The 18,327-nt window shown below is 71.5% G+C and carries 14 protein-coding genes and 1 tRNA gene; 5 read left to right on the top strand and 10 right to left on the bottom strand.

The genetic code is table 11. From position 1 onward, the window contains the following. Positions 1–100: 100 nt before the first annotated feature. Complete coding sequence (ppc, locus tag ACX80P_RS13485) at positions 101–2,938, top strand: phosphoenolpyruvate carboxylase (RefSeq protein ID WP_459278745.1); 2,838 nt, start codon at positions 101–103, stop codon at positions 2,936–2,938. 131 nt (positions 2,939–3,069) lie between these two features. Further along, positions 3,070–4,002, top strand: a complete 933-nt coding sequence (locus tag ACX80P_RS13480) for an NADP-dependent oxidoreductase (protein ID WP_459278618.1) — start codon at positions 3,070–3,072, stop codon at positions 4,000–4,002. Here the strand turns inward: ACX80P_RS13480 and ACX80P_RS13475 are convergent. The 7 genes from ACX80P_RS13475 to ACX80P_RS13445 form a co-directional block, all read right to left on the bottom strand. Next, positions 3,999–5,330 (bottom strand): TspO/MBR family protein, encoded by a 1,332-nt coding sequence (locus ACX80P_RS13475; RefSeq protein WP_459278617.1) that lies wholly within the window; start codon positions 5,328–5,330, stop codon positions 3,999–4,001. The two genes, ACX80P_RS13480 and ACX80P_RS13475, sit on opposite strands and share 4 nt — an antisense overlap. Before the next feature lie 19 nt (positions 5,331–5,349). Next, positions 5,350–5,985: a DedA family protein gene (locus ACX80P_RS13470; RefSeq protein WP_459278616.1), complete on the bottom strand. Its 636-nt coding sequence runs from the start codon at positions 5,983–5,985 to the stop codon at positions 5,350–5,352. Between the two features lie 185 nt (positions 5,986–6,170). Continuing rightward, complete coding sequence (locus ACX80P_RS13465) at positions 6,171–7,079, bottom strand: RluA family pseudouridine synthase (RefSeq protein ID WP_459278744.1); 909 nt, start codon at positions 7,077–7,079, stop codon at positions 6,171–6,173. A 39-nt stretch (positions 7,080–7,118) separates the two neighbouring features. Further along, entirely contained in the window at positions 7,119–7,937 is an 819-nt protein-coding gene (locus tag ACX80P_RS13460) for an Fpg/Nei family DNA glycosylase (protein ID WP_199277541.1), read from the bottom strand. After that, positions 7,930–12,951: an Lhr family helicase gene (locus ACX80P_RS13455; protein WP_459278615.1), complete on the bottom strand. Its 5,022-nt coding sequence runs from the start codon at positions 12,949–12,951 to the stop codon at positions 7,930–7,932. Before ACX80P_RS13455 ends, ACX80P_RS13460 begins: the two co-directional genes overlap by 8 nt. A gap of 59 nt (positions 12,952–13,010) precedes the next feature. Further along, on the bottom strand, positions 13,011–13,742 hold the full coding sequence (locus ACX80P_RS13450; RefSeq protein ID WP_459278614.1) for a DUF4232 domain-containing protein: 732 nt from the start codon (positions 13,740–13,742) through the stop codon (positions 13,011–13,013). Between the two features lie 75 nt (positions 13,743–13,817). Then, a complete protein-coding gene (locus ACX80P_RS13445) occupies positions 13,818–14,273 on the bottom strand; it encodes a 23S rRNA (pseudouridine(1915)-N(3))-methyltransferase RlmH (protein WP_459278613.1) in 456 nt (151 codons plus the stop codon). Between the two features lie 77 nt (positions 14,274–14,350). On the opposite strand from ACX80P_RS13445, the gene ACX80P_RS13440 reads away from it, so the two are divergent. Beyond that, positions 14,351–15,124: a type 1 glutamine amidotransferase domain-containing protein gene (locus ACX80P_RS13440; RefSeq protein WP_459278612.1), complete on the top strand. Its 774-nt coding sequence runs from the start codon at positions 14,351–14,353 to the stop codon at positions 15,122–15,124. A gap of 61 nt (positions 15,125–15,185) precedes the next feature. On the opposite strand, the gene ACX80P_RS13435 is transcribed toward ACX80P_RS13440, so the two are convergent. From ACX80P_RS13435 to tadA, 3 genes are all read right to left on the bottom strand, one after another. Beyond that, positions 15,186–15,275: transfer RNA gene (locus ACX80P_RS13435), tRNA-Ser, on the bottom strand. 58 nt (positions 15,276–15,333) lie between these two features. Next, positions 15,334–15,822: a pyridoxamine 5'-phosphate oxidase family protein gene (locus tag ACX80P_RS13430; RefSeq protein WP_459278611.1), complete on the bottom strand. Its 489-nt coding sequence runs from the start codon at positions 15,820–15,822 to the stop codon at positions 15,334–15,336. A gap of 49 nt (positions 15,823–15,871) precedes the next feature. Further along, complete coding sequence (gene tadA / locus ACX80P_RS13425; RefSeq protein WP_459278610.1) at positions 15,872–16,375, bottom strand: tRNA adenosine(34) deaminase TadA; 504 nt, start codon at positions 16,373–16,375, stop codon at positions 15,872–15,874. Between the two features lie 23 nt (positions 16,376–16,398). On the opposite strand from tadA, the gene upp reads away from it, so the two are divergent. Together upp and ACX80P_RS13415 are read left to right on the top strand one after the other, a co-directional pair. Continuing rightward, the gene (upp, locus tag ACX80P_RS13420; protein ID WP_459278609.1) at positions 16,399–17,034 is read left to right on the top strand and encodes a uracil phosphoribosyltransferase; all 636 of its coding nucleotides are present in this window, start codon (positions 16,399–16,401) and stop codon (positions 17,032–17,034) included. Positions 17,035–17,487: 453 nt separating this feature from the next. Then, entirely contained in the window at positions 17,488–18,309 is an 822-nt protein-coding gene (locus ACX80P_RS13415) for a winged helix-turn-helix domain-containing protein (protein ID WP_459278608.1), read from the top strand. The last annotated feature ends 18 nt before the right edge of the window (positions 18,310–18,327 follow it).

Below are 18,327 nucleotides of genomic sequence, written 5' to 3'. Positions count from 1 at the left end.
AGGCGCACGCCACAGCGCCGGGTAAAATCCGACCATCATCCGTCGTATCCAATGTCGCATACGCCCGTTCTCCGTGACCTGAAAGCAGGCCGTTGTGACAGTGCCCCCCGAAGTGATCGCCCCTCCCGCCAGTGAGCGGTCCCGCGACGCGGCAGGAGACATCAGTGCCGAACTCCGCGCCGACGTGCGGCGCGTCAGCACGCTGCTCGGCGAATCGCTCGTCCGGCAGCACGGACAGGAACTGCTGGACCTCGTGGAGCGCGTCCGCCTGCTCACGAAGCAGTCCAAGGAATCGGGCACGGTCGGCGACGCCGGTGAACGGGCGGAGCTCGCCGGGCGCGTACGGGAACTGTTGGCCGCGCTGCCCATCGACCAGGCGACGGACCTGGTGCGCGCGTTCGCCGCGTACTTCCACCTGGCCAACGCCGCGGAGCAGGTCCACCGCGTGCGGGGCCTGCGGGCGCGGCCCGAGGAGGACGGCTGGCTCGCGCAGACCGTGTCCCGCATCGCCACCGACGCCGGTCCCGACGCGCTGGCCGACGTCGTCGCGTCCCTCGACGTGCGCCCCGTCTTCACGGCGCACCCCACCGAGGCCTCGCGGCGGTCGGTCCTGGACAAGCTCCGTCGGCTCTCGGACATCCTCGCCGAGCCCACGCCGGAGGGCTCCCAGCGCCGCCGCCGTCAGGACCGGCGGCTCGCGGAGGTCATCGACCTGATCTGGCAGACGGACGAACTGCGGCAGGTGCGGCCCACGCCCATCGACGAGGCCCGGAACGCCATCTACTACCTCGGCAACATCCTCACCACGTCCATGCCGGAACTGCTCGAGGATCTCACCGACCTCCTGGCCGAGCACGGCGTGGCCCTGCCCCGCGAAGGAGCGCCCCTCCGGTTCGGCTCGTGGATCGGAGGCGACCGCGACGGCAACCCCAACGTCACCGCGGCCGTGACCCGCGAGATCCTGCAGATCCAGAACCAGCAGGCCGTCCGCATCGCCATCCACTTCGTCGACCGGCTCATCTCGTCGCTCTCGTCCTCGACGGCCATCGTCGCGGCGTCCGAGGAGCTGACGGCGTCCATCCGGCGTGACCTGGCGAACCTCCCGCGGCTCGACAAGCGGATCCTCGAGCTCAACGCGCAGGAGCCCTACCGCCTCAAGCTGACCTGCGTGAAGGCCAAACTGCTCAACACCGCGACCCGCGTGCAGAACCACACCGCGCACGAGCCCGGCCGCGACTACAACGACACCGCGCAGGTGCTGGCGGATCTCGAGCTCGTCGGGGACTCCCTCCGGGAGCACGCGGCGGGCCTCGCCGCGGACGGGGCGCTGGCCACCGCGTCGCGCGTCATCTCCTCCTTCGGGCTGCACCTCGCGACCCTCGACGTCCGCGAACACGCGGACATGCACCACGAGGCGATCGCCCAGCTGACCGACCGGCTGGGCGAGCTGGAGGTCCCCTACCTCGACCAGTCCCGCGCCGACCGGCTCCGGACGCTGTCGCACGAACTGGCGTCCCGGCGTCCGCTGGCGACGGCGAATCCTCCCCTGGACGACGGCGCACGCCGCACCTTCGACGTCTTCCGCGAGATCGCGTCCGCGCTGCAGACCTACGGCCCGGACGTCATCGAGACCTACATCGTCTCCATGACGCGCGGCGCGGACGACGTCCTCGCCCCGGTGGTGCTCGCCCGCGAGGCAGGACTGGTCGACGTGGTCGGGAGCGGCTCCGGGGGCGCGGACTCCGGCGCGTTCGCGAAGATCGGCTTCGCGCCGCTCCTCGAGACGGTCGACGAGCTGCGGGTCTCCGCCCGGATCGTCGATACCCTGCTCTCCGACCCCACCTACCGTGAGGTGGTGCGCCTGCGCGGGGACGTGCAGGAGGTGATGCTCGGCTACTCCGACTCCAACAAGGAATCGGGCGTCCTCACGAGCCTCTGGGAGATCCACAAGACGCAGCGGCTCCTGCGCGACGTCGCCGCGAAGCACGGGGTCCGGCTCCGGCTGTTCCACGGCCGCGGCGGATCTGTGGGCCGCGGCGGCGGCCCCACGTACGACGCCATCGTCGCGCAGCCCAACGGCGTCCTCGAGGGCGAGATCAAGTTCACCGAGCAGGGCGAGGTCATCAGCGACAAGTACTCGCTGCCCGCCCTCGCCCGGGAGAACCTCGAGCTGTCCCTGGCCGCGGTCATGCAGGGGTCCGCACTGCACCGCACGCCGCGATCGTCCGACGACGAGCGGGACCGCTGGGCGGAGGTCATGGAGACGGTGTCGGACGCCGCGTTCGCCCGCTACCGTTCGCTCATCGACCACGAGGACCTGCCCGCGTACTTCCTCGCCTCCACCCCGGTGGAGCAGCTCGGTTCGCTGAACATCGGCTCGCGGCCCGCCAAGCGGCCCGATTCGGGCAGCGGACTCGGCGGGCTCCGTGCCATCCCGTGGGTCTTCGGCTGGACCCAGTCCCGGCAGATCGTCCCCGGCTGGTTCGGCGTGGGCTCCGGACTGCGCGCTGCGCGGGAGGCCGGCCACGAGGGACTGCTGACGGAGATGCTGGACCGCTGGCACTTCTTCCGCACCGTCGTCTCGAACGTGGAGATGACCCTCGCGAAGACCGACCTGGAGATCGCCGCGCACTACGTCGAGGCCCTCGTCCCGAGTGAACTGCAGCACCTCTTCGGCGTGATCCGGGAGGAGTACGAGCTCACGCTCGCCGAGATCAGGCTGCTGACGGGCGAACACGAACTGCTCGACGACCAGCCGGTCCTCAAGCGGTCCCTCGCGGTCCGCGACCAGTACCTCGACCCCATCTCCTACCTCCAGGTGGAACTGCTGCGGCGCGTGCGGTCCGAGGCGGACGGCGGACGGACCGACGTTCAGCTCCAGCGCGCGATGCTCATCACCATCAACGGCGTCGCGGCCGGGATGCGCAACACCGGCTGAGCCCCACCAGGGCGCTGCCTGCCGGGGGTCGGTCCGGAATAGACCCGGCGGCGCGCCCGTTGCCGCCTGAGGACGCCGGAAGGCGACCGGCCGCCGCGACCAGGCGGGCCGCCCTACGAGGAGGAGACCCCATGAAGGCAGTGTTCTACGAGCAGTACGGCGACCCCGACGTCCTCCAGTACGGGGAGCGGCCGGAGCCGAAGGTGGGCCCGGACTCCGTGCTCGTCGACGTGCGGGCGTCCTCGGTCAACCCGGTGGACTGGAAGGTCACGGCCGGGTACCTCGACGGCGCGCTGCCGACCTACTTCCCGGTCATCCCGGGATGGGACGTGGCCGGCGTCGTCGTCAGGCCCGGGCCGTCGGTGACGGAGTTCCAGGCCGGGGACGAGGTCATCGGCTACGTCCGCATGGACACCGTGGGCCTGGGCACCTTCGCGGAGCAGGTCGCCGCCCCCGTCAGGACCCTCGCCCGGAAACCACGCAACGTGTCCTGGGCGGAGGCGGCCACCATGCCGCTGGCCGGGCTCACCGCGTATCAGGCGCTCCGGGCCGTCGGCGTGTCCGACGGCGAGACCGTCCTGGTCCACAACGGCGCCGGCGGCGTGGGGACCTATGCGATCCAGATCGCGAAGGCCTGGGGCGCCCGCGTGCTGGCCACGGCGTCCGGGAAGAACCACGACCTCCTGCGCTCGCTCGGCGCGGAGCCGCTGACCTACGGTGAGGGGCTCGGGGAGCGCATCTCCGCGGCGGCACCGGAGGGGCTCGACGCCGTCGTCGACTTCGTGGGCGGCGACGACCTGGTGGCGTCCCTCGCCCACCTGTCGGACCCCACCCGGGTCGCCTCCGTGACGGACGCCGGGGTGAAGGACAAGGGCGGCCGGTACGTCTTCGTCCGGCCGAACCCGGAGGACCTGCTCGCCCTCACGGAGCTCGTCGAAGCAGGGAGCGTCACGCCCGTCCTCGCGGCGACCTTCCCGCTGGAGCGCGCGGCGGACGCGTTCCGCAGCAGCATCGACGGCCACGTGCGCGGCAAGATCGCCGTCACCGTGGGCGATCAGGGCTAGTAGCGCGAGTCCTCGTAGTCGTCGCCGAGCAGGTGGACGGGCTCGCGCTGGGCATCCTGCTGGGCGCGGAGCCAGTGCCGGTACTCGTGGTCCACGCGGTGCCGGCGGGAGCCGGCCGTGATGAGCAGGAGGAAGATCGCCAGCGCCGCGAAGAACGCGAGGTTGATCGCCACCGGCTGGCCCATCACCCGTTCGACGGCGATCCACAGCAGCCCCCACGTGGTGGCCAGGGCCACGGACAGCCGTCCGCGGTCCGTCGAGCAGATGACCGCGGCCGTGACCAGGACGGCGCTGATCCCGAGGATGGACCACGTGACACCGGACCATCCGAAGAGGTCCGCTTCCCGATCCGTGAGGAACGCCGCCCAGTTCGCGGCCGCTGCCAGCAGGACCCAGCCCAGGTAGAGGCCGATCGGCACATCCACGAGGGCACCCTCGAGCCGCGTCTGGGTGGGGTGGTCGTTCATGGCGCGGACCGCGGCCAGGAGCGTGAAGAACAGCAGCATGATCACCACGAGGCTCAGGGTCAGGCGGCCGGCCTGCGCGCTCAGGATCCAGGCGAGGTTCAGGATCATGGAGGCCGCGACGGACCAGCCCAGGCTCCGCTGGCGTTCGGTCCTCCGCTGCGACGGCAGCCACTGGAACGCCGTGTACGCCACGAGGCCCGCGTAGATCACGCTCCAGATCGAGAAGGCCACCGAGGACGGCGCCAGCAGCGTCGCATCCGGGGCGAACAGTCCGCCGGCGGCGTCCCGGATCGACGGGCCGCCGAACGCCCCGACACCCGCAGCCGATCCGAGGATGCAGACGACGGCGCAGACCGTCACGGCGACCTGCCGGACGACGTCGGGATCCCAGGAGGAGACGTGGCTGACCGTCGCGCTGCTGCCCCGGTTGATGGCCTTGCCGGTCACGCCCGCCGCTGCCCTCGCCCGGGCGGCAGCGACGCGTAGCCGCTCCGCCGCGTCGGGGCCGCCGGCGTTCCCGCCCTTGCCGCCCTGGCCGCCCGGGGCTCCTGCGCCGTCCGCGGCCCCGACCGCCACGCCCGTGGTGCGCGAGCGTGCGTCGCTGCCGCCCGTCGTACCCGCGCCGCCGGCCGTGTGAGGGTTGCCCGCGTCTCCGGCCCTGGGGGAGCTGCCTGCGGACGCTGCACGGTTGCCGCTTCCGCTCCGGCTCCCGCCACGCGCCCCGGTGCCCGCCGCCGGTGGCTGGCCGGCGTCGTCGTGGTCAGCGGCCGCAGCGATGCGTGGCCGAGCAGCCTTGAGGCGATCGAGGACACTTGCCGTGTCGGCGGAGGGGGTGGCCGCAGGGACTTCCTGTGCGACCATCGGGGGCCTGGCCGGCTTGTCAGGGAGCCTCGGACCCGGGTTCTTCGGGGTGCTCATGCGCTTTCTTGGCCTTCCGGTGTTTCTTCAGGGTCAGGATCGCCGCTGTGATGGCTCCCACAAGCGTACCGACCGCCATTCCGAGCAGGGCACCCACCCAGGCGGGCAACCCCGTCGAAGCACCGGCGACGTAGCCGAGCCCGACCAGCCAGGCCGTCCACAGGGCGCCGCCGGCGGCGGCCGCGAGCATGAACGGGCGGAGAGGCAGTTCCGCGATGCCCGCCGCGGCCGTGCTCGCGGTGCGACCGCCGGGCAGGAAGCGGACGGCGACGACGGCGGCGTAGGTGGGCGACGACCCGGCCTTGTCGATGGCTTCGCGCAGCCCGCGGTGGATGCGGCGCCCCCAGGCGAAGCGGTCGAGGAGGTGCGTGAGCCGGCGCCGGAACAGCAGGAACAGTGCGACATCACCGAGCCAGCTGCCGGTCAGGGCGGTGAGGGCCACGAGGGGCAGCAGGAGCATGCCGTCGGCGGCCATCGTGCCGGCGCCGATCACGAGCAGTTCCGACGGCACCACGGGGAGGACCACATCGACGACGACGACGGCCAGCATGACGAGGAGGTAGAGCGGGGCGGGGATGTCCGTTCCGGGCAGGTCCACACCGCAAATGTACCGTCAGGACCCGCGTGCCGCTGGGGCACCTGGAGGGGACGGGCCGGAACAGGGGTAGGAGCCGGGGCAGACCCGGGGGCAGGAGCAGGCCCGGGAGCCGGACAGGACCCGGACAGGACCCGGCAGGACCCGGAGGAGTCAGGCGAACTCGGGCCGGACAGGACCCGGAGGAGTCAGGCGAATTCTCTCAGCGTGAGGCCGGACTCGAAGCGCCGCTCCGTGCCGTCCACCGGGTCGGTGAACGCGATGCTGTGTGCGAGGAGCTGCAGCGGCCGGGTGTAGTCGTCCGGCGCCTGGGGGTGCAGGACCGGGTAGAACGGGTCGTTGACGATGCCGAGTCCGAGGGACGCCATGTGCAGCCGGAGCTGATGCGTCTTCCCGGTGTGGGGCTGCAGCCGGTACAGGCCCCGCTCGCCGCGCTGGTCCAGCAGGCTCACGGTGGTGTGGGTGTTCGCCGGTCCCTCGACCTCCTGGGCCAGCAGGTAGGTCCGGGACTTCACGATCCGGCTGCGCACGTCCAGGGGGCCCTCGTCGAGCCGCAGCTCCGGCCGGACGGGCGCCACGGCCCGGTACTCCTTGCTGATCCGCCTGTTCTCGAAGAGCAGCTGGTACGCGCCGCGGGTGTCCGGATCGACCGAGAACATGAGGATACCCGCCGTCATGCGGTCCAGCCGGTGCATGGGGATGAGGTCGGGGAGGCCGAGCGTCACGCGCAGCCGTACGAGGGCCGATTCCGCCACGTACATGCCGCCCGGTGTGGTCGGCAGGAAGTGCGGCTTGTCGACGACGAGCAGGTGATCGTCCTGGTGCAGGATCGACAGTTCGACGGGCAGCCGCTCCTCGACCGGCAGTTCACGGTAGTACCAGACGAACGTGTGCTCACCGAGCGGGGTGGACCGCGTCAGGACCTCGCCGCCCAGCGCGACCACCTCGCCGCGGTCGAAGCGCTCGCCGATGCCCTCCGGATCCACGTGGTCGAACCGGTCGAGGATGTAGGCGAGGGCGGTCTCCCACGGACCCTCCACGGGCAGACGGAGCCGTGTCGCGTTGACGCCGTTGCGCACGGGCAGGGGTGATTTCATCGCCATCAGCGCATCACCCGTCGGATTCCGTCCACCTGGTCAGGGTAGTGCCGCCCCCGCCGGGGCTTCCAATCGCGGCTGGCAGTGCGGACAGTAGTAGAGCTCCCGCAGCTCGGTCTCCCGGTCGCCGAGCTGTTCGAGTGCGACGGGCGTGCCGCAGCGCAGGCAGCCCCGCCGGGACCGCCCGTACACCCAGAGGGTGTTGCCGCGGAGCTGTCCCGTCGTCGCCCGGGTGCTGCGTTCCTTGTTCGCCTCGAGGAGCTTCTTCGACAGCTCGACCATGCGCGGCAGGTTCGGGACCTCTCCCACCGGGGTGAGCGGGTGGACGCCGGCGAGGAAGCACAGCTCGCACCGGTACACGTTGCCGATCCCGGCGAGGTTCCGCTGGTCGAGCAGTGCCAGGCCTATGGGCCGCTCCGGCTGCTCCCTCAGGCGTCGCAGGGCCTCGTCCGCGTCCCAGTCGGGACCGAGCAGGTCGGGTCCCAGGTACCCGACGGCGTCGTCCTCCTCCGCACGGGTGATCACGCGCAGGAAGCCGAGTTCGAAGCCGACGACGACGGCGTCCGCGGTCTCCAGGATGCAGCGCGCCTTGAACGCCGGCCTCCGCCACTTCTCCCCGCGCGCGTACACGTGCCAGAGGCCCTCCATCTTGAGGTGGGAGTGGATGTCCCAGCCGTCGTCGCCCCCGCCCCGGATGAGCAGGTGCTTCCCGCGGGACACCGCCTCCTGCACGGTGTCACCCGTGAAGTCCACCGTGGCGAAGCGGGGCACGCGGATGTCGCAGCGCGTCAGCGTCTTCCCGGCGAGGGCACGGTGCAGCTCGCGGGCAGCCCGCCAGACGGTATCCCCCTCAGGCACGGATCCTCAGCCCCTTCGGCGTGGAGTGGAAGCCGGCGTCCGCGAGGGCGCGGCCGATGTCCGTGTCCAGGATCTCCCCGCCGTTGACCTTCTCGAGGGCCATCTTGTCCGCGGCCCCCCGGCGGATGATCGTGACGAGGGCCAGTGCTGCCGCCCGCAGGACGTCGGTGTTCTCAGTGAACGCGAGCAGGGTCTTCCCGCCGCGCTCCACGTAGAGGGCGAGCGCTCCGTCCACGAGGACCACGAGGGCGCCCGCCTTCCGTCCGGCACGGTGGCCGCCGTCGGCCTGCGGCCAGCTCAGCGCCGCGCCGTAGGGGTTGGCGGGATCGGTGGCCGCGAGGGCCACCGCCTTCAGTGGAGGTGCCTCACCGCCGAGCACGTCCTGGGCGGTGGGCAGCTGGTTGTCGGCGCTGAAGGAGCGCAGGCGGTCCACGGTGGCGGGGACGGCGAACTGCGCGGCGCCGAGGTGTTCGATGAAGTAGCCACGCCGGCACCGGCCCATCTCCTCGAGCCGCGCCAGTACCTTGTACATGAGGCCGAACCCGCCGGGGATGCCCTCGTTGCCGACGGCGCCGCGGGTGACAACGCCGTACCGGTCCAGCAGCAGTTCCGCCTGCGCGTGCGCGTGCAGGGTGGTCTCCCCCTCGACGGCGGGCAGCATGTTCCAGCGCCCGGCCGCGAGGGGTGGGGTGGCCCGCTGGTAGCCGCCCGTCGCGCCGTCGTCACCGGCGAGACCCAGGCGCATCGAGGCGCCGGTGAGCGACTTGCCCGGGGCTCGGCCCAGCCGCCCGGCCCGCGGGGTCCGCGCCCGTGCCGGGACCGAGCGCTGCTTGTGGGCGGTCCTGCCGTGGGCGAGGAGTGCCCGCACCGGGGAGAACGTGTCGTTGCTGATCCTGCCCGCCCACACGAGATCCCAGAGCGCGGTGACGACGGCGGTGTCCGAGGTCGCCTCCTGCACGTCGAGCTGATTGGTGAGCTGCCGCAGGAAGTATCCGCCGCCGCCGGCGAGCAGGTCGAGCAGTCCCGTGTGCAGGGCCGTCGGTTCGAAGGTGGGATCAAGGCGGAGGGTCAGGGGCGCGTTCTCGGCCAGGTGCAGGGCGATCCAGCCGTCGTTGCCGGCCAGCGACCCGGCACCGGACCACAGCACCTCGCCGGTCGCGGTCAGTTCGTCGAGCATGGCGGGCGCGTAGTTGTCCACGCGCTGGGCGAGGATCAGCGGCTCCCAGGCGGAAGCGGGGACGGGGACGCCGGAGAGCTGGTCGATGACGGTGAGCACGCCGTCGAGGCCGCGCAGACCGGAGCCGATGTGCTGCCAGGCGGGCAGGAACCGCCCGTAGGCGGCGGGGTCCACCGGTTCGACCTCCTGCCGGAGGGCGGCCAGCGACCGGCGGCGCAGGCGGCGCAGGACCTCGGCGTCGCACCACTCGCTGGCGGCCGGGGCGTGCACGGTGATGGTGCCGGGCTCGGCGCCGGACGCCGCCGAGATGTCGAGGACGGGAACGGATTCGGCGGGGCGGAACTCGCCCTCCACCACCCGGCCGGCACCGGCGAGGCGCTGCAGCGAGCCGGCGACGACGGCGACGCCCAGCCCCAGGCGGGACGCGGCCTCGGCGGCGGTGAAGGGCCCGTGCGTGCGCGCGTAGCGCCCCACGAGGTCCCCGAGCGGATCGGCGACGGGCTCGATGAAGGCCAGGGGGATGCCCATGGGCAGGGGGACCCCGAGGGCATCCCTGAGGCGGGCGGCGTCCTCCACGGCCGCGATGCGCACGACGCCGGCGATGGTGACGGTGAGCGCGCGGTTCGTCTTCACGAGCGCCGCCACATGCTCCCGCACCATCGCGGGGGAGGCCCTGACGGGGTCCGGGGCGGCCGGGGCGTTCCCGGCCAGCAGCTCCTCGTCCGAGGGGTCGTGGTCGGATTCGCCGTCGCCCGGATTCTCCTCCGTGGGCCGGAGGGCCGCACCGTCGTGGGGTGCTACGGCGAGCGGGACGGCGTCGGCGAGGGGGGCGTCGGCGAGGGCGACGCCGGCCGCCTCGTCGGCCGGCGCCGCGAGGCGCTCGGCGATCTCCTCGACGGTGAGCGGTCCGAGCAGGCGCAGCAGGTCCGCCACGCCTTCGAGTCCGCGGGCCAGGCGGTCCGGCTTGAGGCGCTGCAGTTCGAGTTCGGTGTCGGCGATGACCCGGGCGTCCAGCAGCTCCCGCAGTTCGGCCCGTCCGAGCAGCTCGTTGAGGAGGGTCGGGTCGAGCGACAGAGCGGCAGCCCGGCGTTCGGCCAGCGGGGAGTCGCCCTCGTACAGGAAGGACGCGACGTACCCGAACAGCATGGAACGCGCGAACGGGGAGGGCTGCTGCGTGGTGACCTCGACGATCCGCAGCTCCCGGCGTTCGAGCGAGGCCGCGAGGTCCTTCAGGGCGGGCAGGTCGTAGACGTCCTGCAGGACCTCGCGCACGGTCTCCAGGACGATCGGGAACGTCGGGTACTTCTTGGCGACGTCGAGCAGCTGCGCCGACCGCTGCCGCTGCTGCCACAGGGGCGTGCGCTTGCTCGGGTTCTGGCGGGGCAGCAGCAGGGCGCGGGCCGCGCATTCGCGGAAGCGGGAGGCGAAGAGCGCGGACCCGCCCACCTCGGCCGTGACGATGCCGTCGAGCTCCTCGGCGTCGAACAGGAACAGGTCGGCGCCGGGCGGTTCGTCGTCCATGAGGGGGACGCGCAGCACGATGCCGTCGTCGGAGGCCATCGCGGAGCCGTCCATGCCGTAGCGCTGTTCGAGCCGGGCGCCGACGGCGAGCGCCCACGGTGCGTGCACGGGCATGCCGAAGGGGCTGTGCAGGATCACGCGCCAGTCCCCGAGCTCGTCGTGGAACCGTTCGACGACGAGCGTCCTGTCGTTCGGCACCACCTCGGTGGCCTCGCGCTGCTCGGTGAGGTAGGTGATGAGGTTCCCCGACGCCCAGGCGTCGAGCCCGATGCTCCCGCACCGCTCCTGTGCCTTCTCCGGCGTCGCTCCTGACATCTCGCGCCGGAAGGCACCGAGGGCACGGCCCAGTTCGACGGGCCGGCCGAGGGAGTCGCCCTTCCAGAACGGGAGCTTGCCGGGCTGGCCGAAGGCGGGGGAGACCAGCACGCGGTCGTGCGTGATCTCCTCGATGCGCCAGCTGGTGGCGCCGAGCGCGAAGACGTCGCCCACGCGCGATTCGTAGACCATCTCCTCGTCGAGCTCGCCCACGCGGCGGCCACCGGCGCGCGGGCCCTCGCCTTCCGAGCCGACGAGGAACACGCCGAACAGTCCGCGGTCGGGGATGGTGCCGCCGGAGGTGACGGCGAGGCGCTGTGCCCCGGGGCGTCCGGTGATGGTGCCCTCCACGCGGTCCCAGATGATGCGCGGGCGCAGTTCGGCGAACTCGTCCGAGGGGTAGCGCCCGGCGAGCAGGTCGAGGGTCGCGTCGAAGGCCGAGCGGGGCAGGGTGGCGAACGGCGCGGAGGTCCGGACGACGTCGAACCACTCCTCGACGTCGATGGTGCCGAGCGCCGCGGCCGCGACGGTCTGCTGCGCGAGGATGTCGAGCGGGTTGGTGGGGATGTAGAGGGGTTCGATCTGCCCGGCGAGCATGCGCTCCACCGTGACCGTGGTGTTGACGAGGTCCCCGCGGTGCTTGGGGAAGAGCACGCCCTGCGATACCTCACCCACCTGGTGGCCGGCACGCCCCACGCGCTGCAGGCCGCTCGCCACCGAGTGCGGCGACTCGACCTGCACCACGAGGTCCACGGCACCCATGTCGATGCCGAGCTCCAGCGAACTGGTGGCGACGACGCAGCGCAGCCGTCCCGACTTGAGGTCGTCCTCGATGAGGGCGCGCTGGTCCTTCGACACGGACCCGTGGTGGGCCCGCGCGAGGAGCGGCTCGGCGCCGGTGCTCTGCCCCGCCTGCGCCATCATCTGCGCCGGCGTGGCCGTGGTGTGCGCGAACGTCGGCGCCGCGGCGGGCTCGACGGCGGCCGGGTCGCCACCCGCCGCCCACACGGCGTCGCGCTCGCGGCGCTCGGCGTGGATCTCGTTGAGCCGTGCGGTCAGACGCTCGGCGAGCCGGCGCGAGTTGGCGAACACGATCGTGGACCGGTTCTGCTGGATCAGGTCGACGATCTTCTCCTCGACGTGCGGCCAGATGCTCGCCTGCGGCACGGCGTCGCCGTCGTCGTCCGTGTTGGCCGCCGCGCCGCCGAGCTCCGTCATGTCCTCCACCGGTACGGTGACGGTCAGGTCCCACTGCTTCTTCGACGGCGGGGCGACGATCTCCACGGGGGCGTTGCCCGAGAGGAACCGGGCCACCGTCTCCTTCGGCTCCACCGTGGCCGAGAGCCCGATGCGCTGCACGGGCTTGTCCAGCAGGGCATCGAGTCGGGACAGCGACACCGCGAGGTGCGCCCCGCGCTTGGTGCCGGCGACGGCGTGGACCTCGTCGATGATGACGGTGTCCACCTCCAGGAGCGTCTCGCGCGCCTTCGAGGTCAGCATGAGGAAGAGGGACTCGGGCGTGGTGATGAGGATGTCCGGTGGCCGCGTCAGCATGGCCCGGCGTTCGGCCTGCGGGGTGTCACCCGAGCGGACGCCGACCGTGATGCTCGGCGCCGGCAGGCCGAGGCGTTTCGCGGTCTGCGTGATGCCGATCAGGGGCGCGCGCAGGTTCCGCTCGACGTCGACGCCGAGCGCCTTCAGCGGTGAGATGTAGAGGACACGGGTGCTGCGCTTCGGCTTCGCCGGGGCCTTCCGGCCCGTCGCGGGGGCAGGAGGATCGGGGTCGACGTCGCCACTGCCCTCGCCCGAGGCGATCAGGCGGTCCAGGGCCCAGAGGAACGCGGCGAGGGTCTTGCCCGACCCGGTGGGCGCGACGACGAGCGCGTTGGAGCCCGCGGAGATCGCGGACCAGGCGCCCTCCTGGGCCGGGGTGGGTTCGGAGAAGGCACCCGCGAACCACTCGTGGGTTGCGGGGGTGAATCTCGTCAGGACCGGGGTCACTCCCTCATCATGCCCCAGCGCACCGACACTCGGTCAGGACGACGGCATGCCGGGACGGGCTAGGAGGCGGCCTGCAGGGGGCCGACCGTCATCAGCACGATCGACGCCGCCGAACAGGCCGGGATCTCCTGGGGCAGGACGAGCGAATCGGTGGCCCCGGGCGGGTAGACGCGGAGACCGGACGCGGGGGTGAGTCCGCAGTCCGCCCCGTAGTTCTGGGCGTTGGTCTGGCGGAGGGTGGCAGCGGCGGACGCGCCGGGGGCGAGGAGCACGGGCGCGGAGGCCGCACCGTCGCGGTCCGCAGGGGCGCCGAGCTGGGTGCCGGCACCGTCCACGAAGGACACTCCCGGGTATCCCGCGACCGTGCACCCCTGATCCGAGGCGTTGGTCAGCACCAGGGTGCGGTACACGCTCCCCGCGGCCCCGCCGCCCAGCTGGTCCTGGACTGCCGCGGTCAGCTGGGCGGCCGTGCAGGTGCCGGCCGCAGCCGGCGAGGACACCGCCGGCGACGACGACGGCGACGCGCTCGGCGCGGGATCCGCCGGGCGTGCGGGCGCGGGGGTAGCCGACGGCGAGGCCGTGGCCGCAGCGGAAGGTGCCGGAGTCGTCGTCGGGGACGTCGATTCCGCGGACGGTCCGGCCGCCGTCGGAGCGTCGCTCGTGGTCCCGGACGACGACGACGCCGGTTCCCCGGTCCCCGAATCCGACGCCGCGCAGCCGCTCACGGCGACGAGTGCTCCAGCGGCCGCAACGGCCGCGATCCAACGCTTGCTCCCCAGCAGTGTAGTCATGGGCTCACCCTACGGCCGCGGCCCCCGGCGCCACAGCGGTGCGCCGCGTCGTACCGAGATCGTTACCTCGGACGCCTATTCGTGGTGGTAGGCGCGCCCGCCCGCGATCTCCTGCGCCCGGTACACCTGCTCGGCGAGGATGAGGCGCACCAGCTGGTGGGGGAAGACCAGGGGCGAGAGGGACCAGGTGAAGTCGGCCCGCTGGTGCACCTGCTGGTCGACGCCGTAGGCGCCGCCGATGATCACCGTGACGCTGCGCGAGGCCTCGAGTGGTTTCAGGAGGGTCCGGGAGAGGGTGGGCGAGTCGATGGGCTTGCCGCGCTCGTCGAGGAGGACCACATAGTCGGTCCCCAGCCTCGAGAGGAGTCGCTCCGATTCCTCCTTGCGCGCCGGATCGTGCTCCCTCGCCGAGTGGGCGATGAGCTGCCAGGAGAGGTCGAAGGGCTTCTTCAGCCGCCTGGAGTACCGCTCGATGCCCTCGGACACCCAGCTCTCATGCTTGCGGCCCACTGCGAGCACCCGGATTGCCATCCCCTCAGGCTATCGCCCGGGTGACGCCGTGCGAGAACGAGCCCCGTAGGGTGGAAAGGAGACGAAAGGAGCACGACATGAAGAAGATCCTCATGGTTCTGACCAGCGTTTCCGAGCTCGGCGACACGGGGGAGAAGACCGGCTACAACGTGGCCGAGGCCGCGCATCCCTGGAAGGTGTTCAAGGATTCCGGGCACTTCGTCGACTTCGCCTCGATCCAGGGCGGCCAGCCCCCGCGCGACGAGGTGGACACCACCGATCCCATCCAGGTGGCCTTCACCGAGGACGAGACCACCCGGGCGGGCCTCTACAACACCGCCCGCGTGGACGTCGTGGATCCCGGCCAGTACGACGCCGTCTACCTCGTCGGCGGTCACGGCACGATGTGGGACTTCCCGGACAGCGCGGGCCTGCAGAAGCTCGTCGCCGGCGTGTACAACGCGGGCGGCCTCGTCGGTGCGGTCTGCCACGGACCAGCGGGCCTGCTGGGCGTGGAACTGGAGAACGGGCTCCGCCTCGTCGAGGGCCGGAAGGTGGCCGCCTTCACCAACGAGGAGGAGGTCGCCGCAGGCAAGGACACGGTGATCCCGTTCTTCCTGGCGGACCGGCTCGAGGAACAGGGTGCCACGCACGTTTCCGCCGATGTCTTCGAGGAGAAGGTCGTCGTCGACGAGCGACTGGTGACCGGCCAGAACCCGGCGTCGGCCGCCGGTGTGGCCAAGGAGATGGAGAAGCTCTTCGCGGAGGTCATCCACCAGGAGAAGGCCGAGGAGCAGCACGAGACCGAGGCCCTGCGCGCCGAGAAGGACGCGCTCAAGGCTGCCGCCGCCGCCGCTGCCGACGAGGGCTGACCCCGGGAACGACAGAACCCCTGCTTTCCCTCCAGCTGGAGGGGGCAGGGGTTCTGTCATGTGGCGGTGACGGTGGGATTTGAACCCACGTTGGCTTTTACACCAAACAACATTTCGAGTGTTGCACCTTCGGCCGCTCGGACACGTCACCAACGCCACTACGTTACCGGGTGCACCGCCCCAGGCCCAAAACGGGCCCGGCGGACACTCTAGGGGAGCTCGACGACGTCGTTCCTGCCGCCGTCGGGCTTGCTCCCGGTCACGAGGCCCTTGACCATCTTCACGGCCGAGACGACGCGCGGCGCGTCCATGGACCAGTACTCGGCGGTGTCGGCGTCGACGTGGATGAGGGCGACGGCGGGATCCTCGCGACCGTTCTCGAACCACGCGGACACCGACGGCCCCCACAGTTCGTCGATCTTCGCCTGGTCCTTCGTCAGGGTGGCCGTGCCCGCGATCGAGACGTAGCCCTTGCCCGTGCTCGCGGAGACGTTGACCTGCGGGTTGGCGCGGATCTCGTCGGCCTTGGGGGAGGGGTCCTCCGTGAAGAACCAGAGGTCGCCGTCGAAGTCCTTCGCCTGGAGCGCGAGGGGCCTGCTCACCAGGCGGCCGTCGAGGCTCACCGTGGTGAGGATCGCGATGTCGGTCCTGCCGAGGATGTCCTGTACTTCCTTCAAGCCGTCCTGCTGGTCTGCCACGTCTACTCCTTCGAGGGGGATGCTGCGGATCTCATCAGCCTACGCAGAATCACCCCGAGCCATCACCGGGGCCGGTACCGGACCGCTGGGCGGCGAAGAACTCCGTGAGCAGCAGGGCGCACTCTCCCTCGCGGACCCCCGAGAAGACCTCGGTCCAGTGGTTGAGCCGTCGCTCGCGCAGCACGTCGAACACCGAGCCCGACGCTCCCGCTTTCTCGTCCCAGGCCCCGAAGACCACGCGGGGGATGCGCGCCAGCACGGAGGCGCCCGCGCACATGGCGCACGGCTCGAGCGTCACCACCAGCGTGCAGCCCGCGAGGCGCCATCCGCCCAGGCGTGCCGCGGCGGCCCGGATGGCCTGCACCTCGGCGTGCGCCGTCGGATCTCCGAGCTCCTCGCGCTGGTTCCAGCCGGTGCCGAGCACCTCGTCGTCGGGCCCGACGACGACGGCGCCGATCGGCACGTCCGCGCTCGGGCGGGTCAGGGCGGCTGCTTCCAGGGCCAGCCCCATCCATGCCCGGTGCGCGGGGGAGGCGGGGAGGGAGGAGGTCATGGCTCCAATGGTACTTTTGGGGTATGCGTGTACTGGTAGTCGACCACCCCCTGGTAGCCCACAAACTCACGGTTCTCCGGGACAAGGACACGTCGTCGCCGGTGTTCCGGCTCCTCACCGAGGAGCTCGTCACCCTGCTGGCCTACGAGGCCACGCGTGATGTCCGCGTGGAGACCGTGTCCATCGAGACGCCGGTCACGAGGACCGAGGGCGTGGGGCTCGTGAAGCCGACCCCCCTCGTGGTCCCCATCCTCCGCGCCGGCCTCGGCATGCTCGAGGGCATGACGCGCCTCGTGCCCACGGCCGAGGTGGGCTTCCTCGGGATGGCCCGCAACGAGGAGACCCTCGAGGCCATCACCTACGCCGAGCGGCTGCCCGACGACCTCACGGGGCGCCAGGTGTTCGTGCTCGACCCGATGCTCGCCACGGGAGGTACCCTCCGCGAGGCCATCAAGTTCCTGTTCGCCCGGGGAGCCGCGGACATCACCTGCATCTGCCTGCTCGCCGCGCCCGAGGGGCTCGCCACCTTGAAGGAGGAGCTCGAGGGCCACAACGTCACGATCGTCCTGGCCTCGATCGACGAGCGGCTCAACGAGAAGTCGTACATCGTCCCGGGCCTCGGCGACGCCGGGGACCGCCTCTACGGCGTCGTCGGCTAGGACCTCCACCGAACCGCTTCGTCTCTTGATGGCTCGGCGTGCCTCGCCGGCAGCCCTCGTGAGGGTTTGCAATCGGACGAATCGACTCCATCCGGTGAGGCGCGTAGATATTCTGCGCCATCCTGACGGAGCGGGCCCCGTCCCTGCGCCTTCCGTCTTCCGAGCGGGGCGTCCGCATGCTGGACTATCCACCTTTGTTACTTGCGCGTAGCCGATTGTTACGTGCAATAATTCGTCACGTGAACACCCCTTCACTCGCATGTGCAGCCGCAGTCTCCTTCCCGGGCGTCGTGTCCGGAGCGGACCGCTGCTGTCTTCGAATGCACGCGTAACGGTTACACCCCGACCCTTCTTACGCATTCTCGAGCCCAACGGCGGGCGATCCTCTTCATCCCGACCGGGCACATCCCGCATTCGAGCCGCGATGACGGCACACTTCACGAGGTTGGTTCCATGTCAGTAAATCCGGGTTACGTCCACATCTCACTCCGCTCACCCCAGAACCGCCAGGCGCGACCTCCCTTCGGACACCCTCTTCCCGGTCACCCGCAGCAGCCTCCGGCCGCCCAGTCCCGCCTCCAGTCCGTTCCCGGCGGGGACATCGGGTCCACCATGACCGCTCCCGTCCCCGTCGTCGCGCCCAACGGCGTGCCGGGCCCGCAGGCGGTCACCGGCGACACCACTGCGCGGGGCTTCGTGCTCTACGTCGCCCTCGATGAGGCCACCGCCGCCGCCGCGGGCACCACCTTCACCAAGCTTGCGCAGGACGTCCGGGCCTACGTGCGCTCCCTCGTGCCGACCGCCGAGAGCCACGCCGCCGTCGCCCTCGCCCCGGCGGATGCTCCCGGGTCCGACATCGACGTCGTCCGCGCCGCGCTCGGTGATCCCACGGTCGCCCGCCGTCCGCGTCCCGAGGCGGCCACCACGCCGTCCCGGGCACAGCAGTCCAGGCCCACGGGCGTGCTCATCGACCTCTCGCGGCGCGAGGTCCACCTCGACGGTGAGACCCTGAACCTCACCTTCAAGGAGTTCGAACTCCTGAACTACCTCGTGGAGAACGCGACCCGCACGGTGGGCCGGGAGGAACTCCTCAGCGGCCTGTGGCGGAACGCAGACGAGGTGCCCAACGAACGCACCATCGACGTGCACATCCGCCGCCTCCGCTCCAAGCTCGGCCGCCTGGCCAACACGGTGCGTACCGTCCGCGGCCAGGGCTACCGCTTCTACGACCACCCCGAAGTCGTGGTCTGGGCAGCTCCCGAGTACTCCATCTAGGCAGCTGCGCGTGCCGGG

This window comes from Arthrobacter arabinosi, assembly GCF_054511115.1.
This window is presented reverse-complemented; position numbering and strand designations above follow the sequence as displayed.

Excerpts from the sequence above, each read along its gene's own strand:
- ACX80P_RS13465 (WP_459278744.1), bottom strand. The coding sequence starts at position 7,079 with ATGAAATCACCCCTGCCCGTGCGCAACGGCGTCAACGCGACACGGCTC.
- tadA (WP_459278610.1), bottom strand. The coding sequence starts at position 16,375 with ATGACCTCCTCCCTCCCCGCCTCCCCCGCGCACCGGGCATGGATGGGG.
- ACX80P_RS13450 (WP_459278614.1), bottom strand. The coding sequence starts at position 13,742 with ATGACTACACTGCTGGGGAGCAAGCGTTGGATCGCGGCCGTTGCGGCC.
- ACX80P_RS13440 (WP_459278612.1), top strand. The coding sequence starts at position 14,351 with ATGAAGAAGATCCTCATGGTTCTGACCAGCGTTTCCGAGCTCGGCGAC.
- ACX80P_RS13480 (WP_459278618.1), top strand. The coding sequence starts at position 3,070 with ATGAAGGCAGTGTTCTACGAGCAGTACGGCGACCCCGACGTCCTCCAG.
- ACX80P_RS13445 (WP_459278613.1), bottom strand. The coding sequence starts at position 14,273 with ATGGCAATCCGGGTGCTCGCAGTGGGCCGCAAGCATGAGAGCTGGGTG.
- ACX80P_RS13475 (WP_459278617.1), bottom strand. The coding sequence starts at position 5,330 with ATGGTCGCACAGGAAGTCCCTGCGGCCACCCCCTCCGCCGACACGGCA.
- ACX80P_RS13415 (WP_459278608.1), top strand. The coding sequence starts at position 17,488 with ATGTCAGTAAATCCGGGTTACGTCCACATCTCACTCCGCTCACCCCAG.
- upp (WP_459278609.1), top strand. The coding sequence starts at position 16,399 with ATGCGTGTACTGGTAGTCGACCACCCCCTGGTAGCCCACAAACTCACG.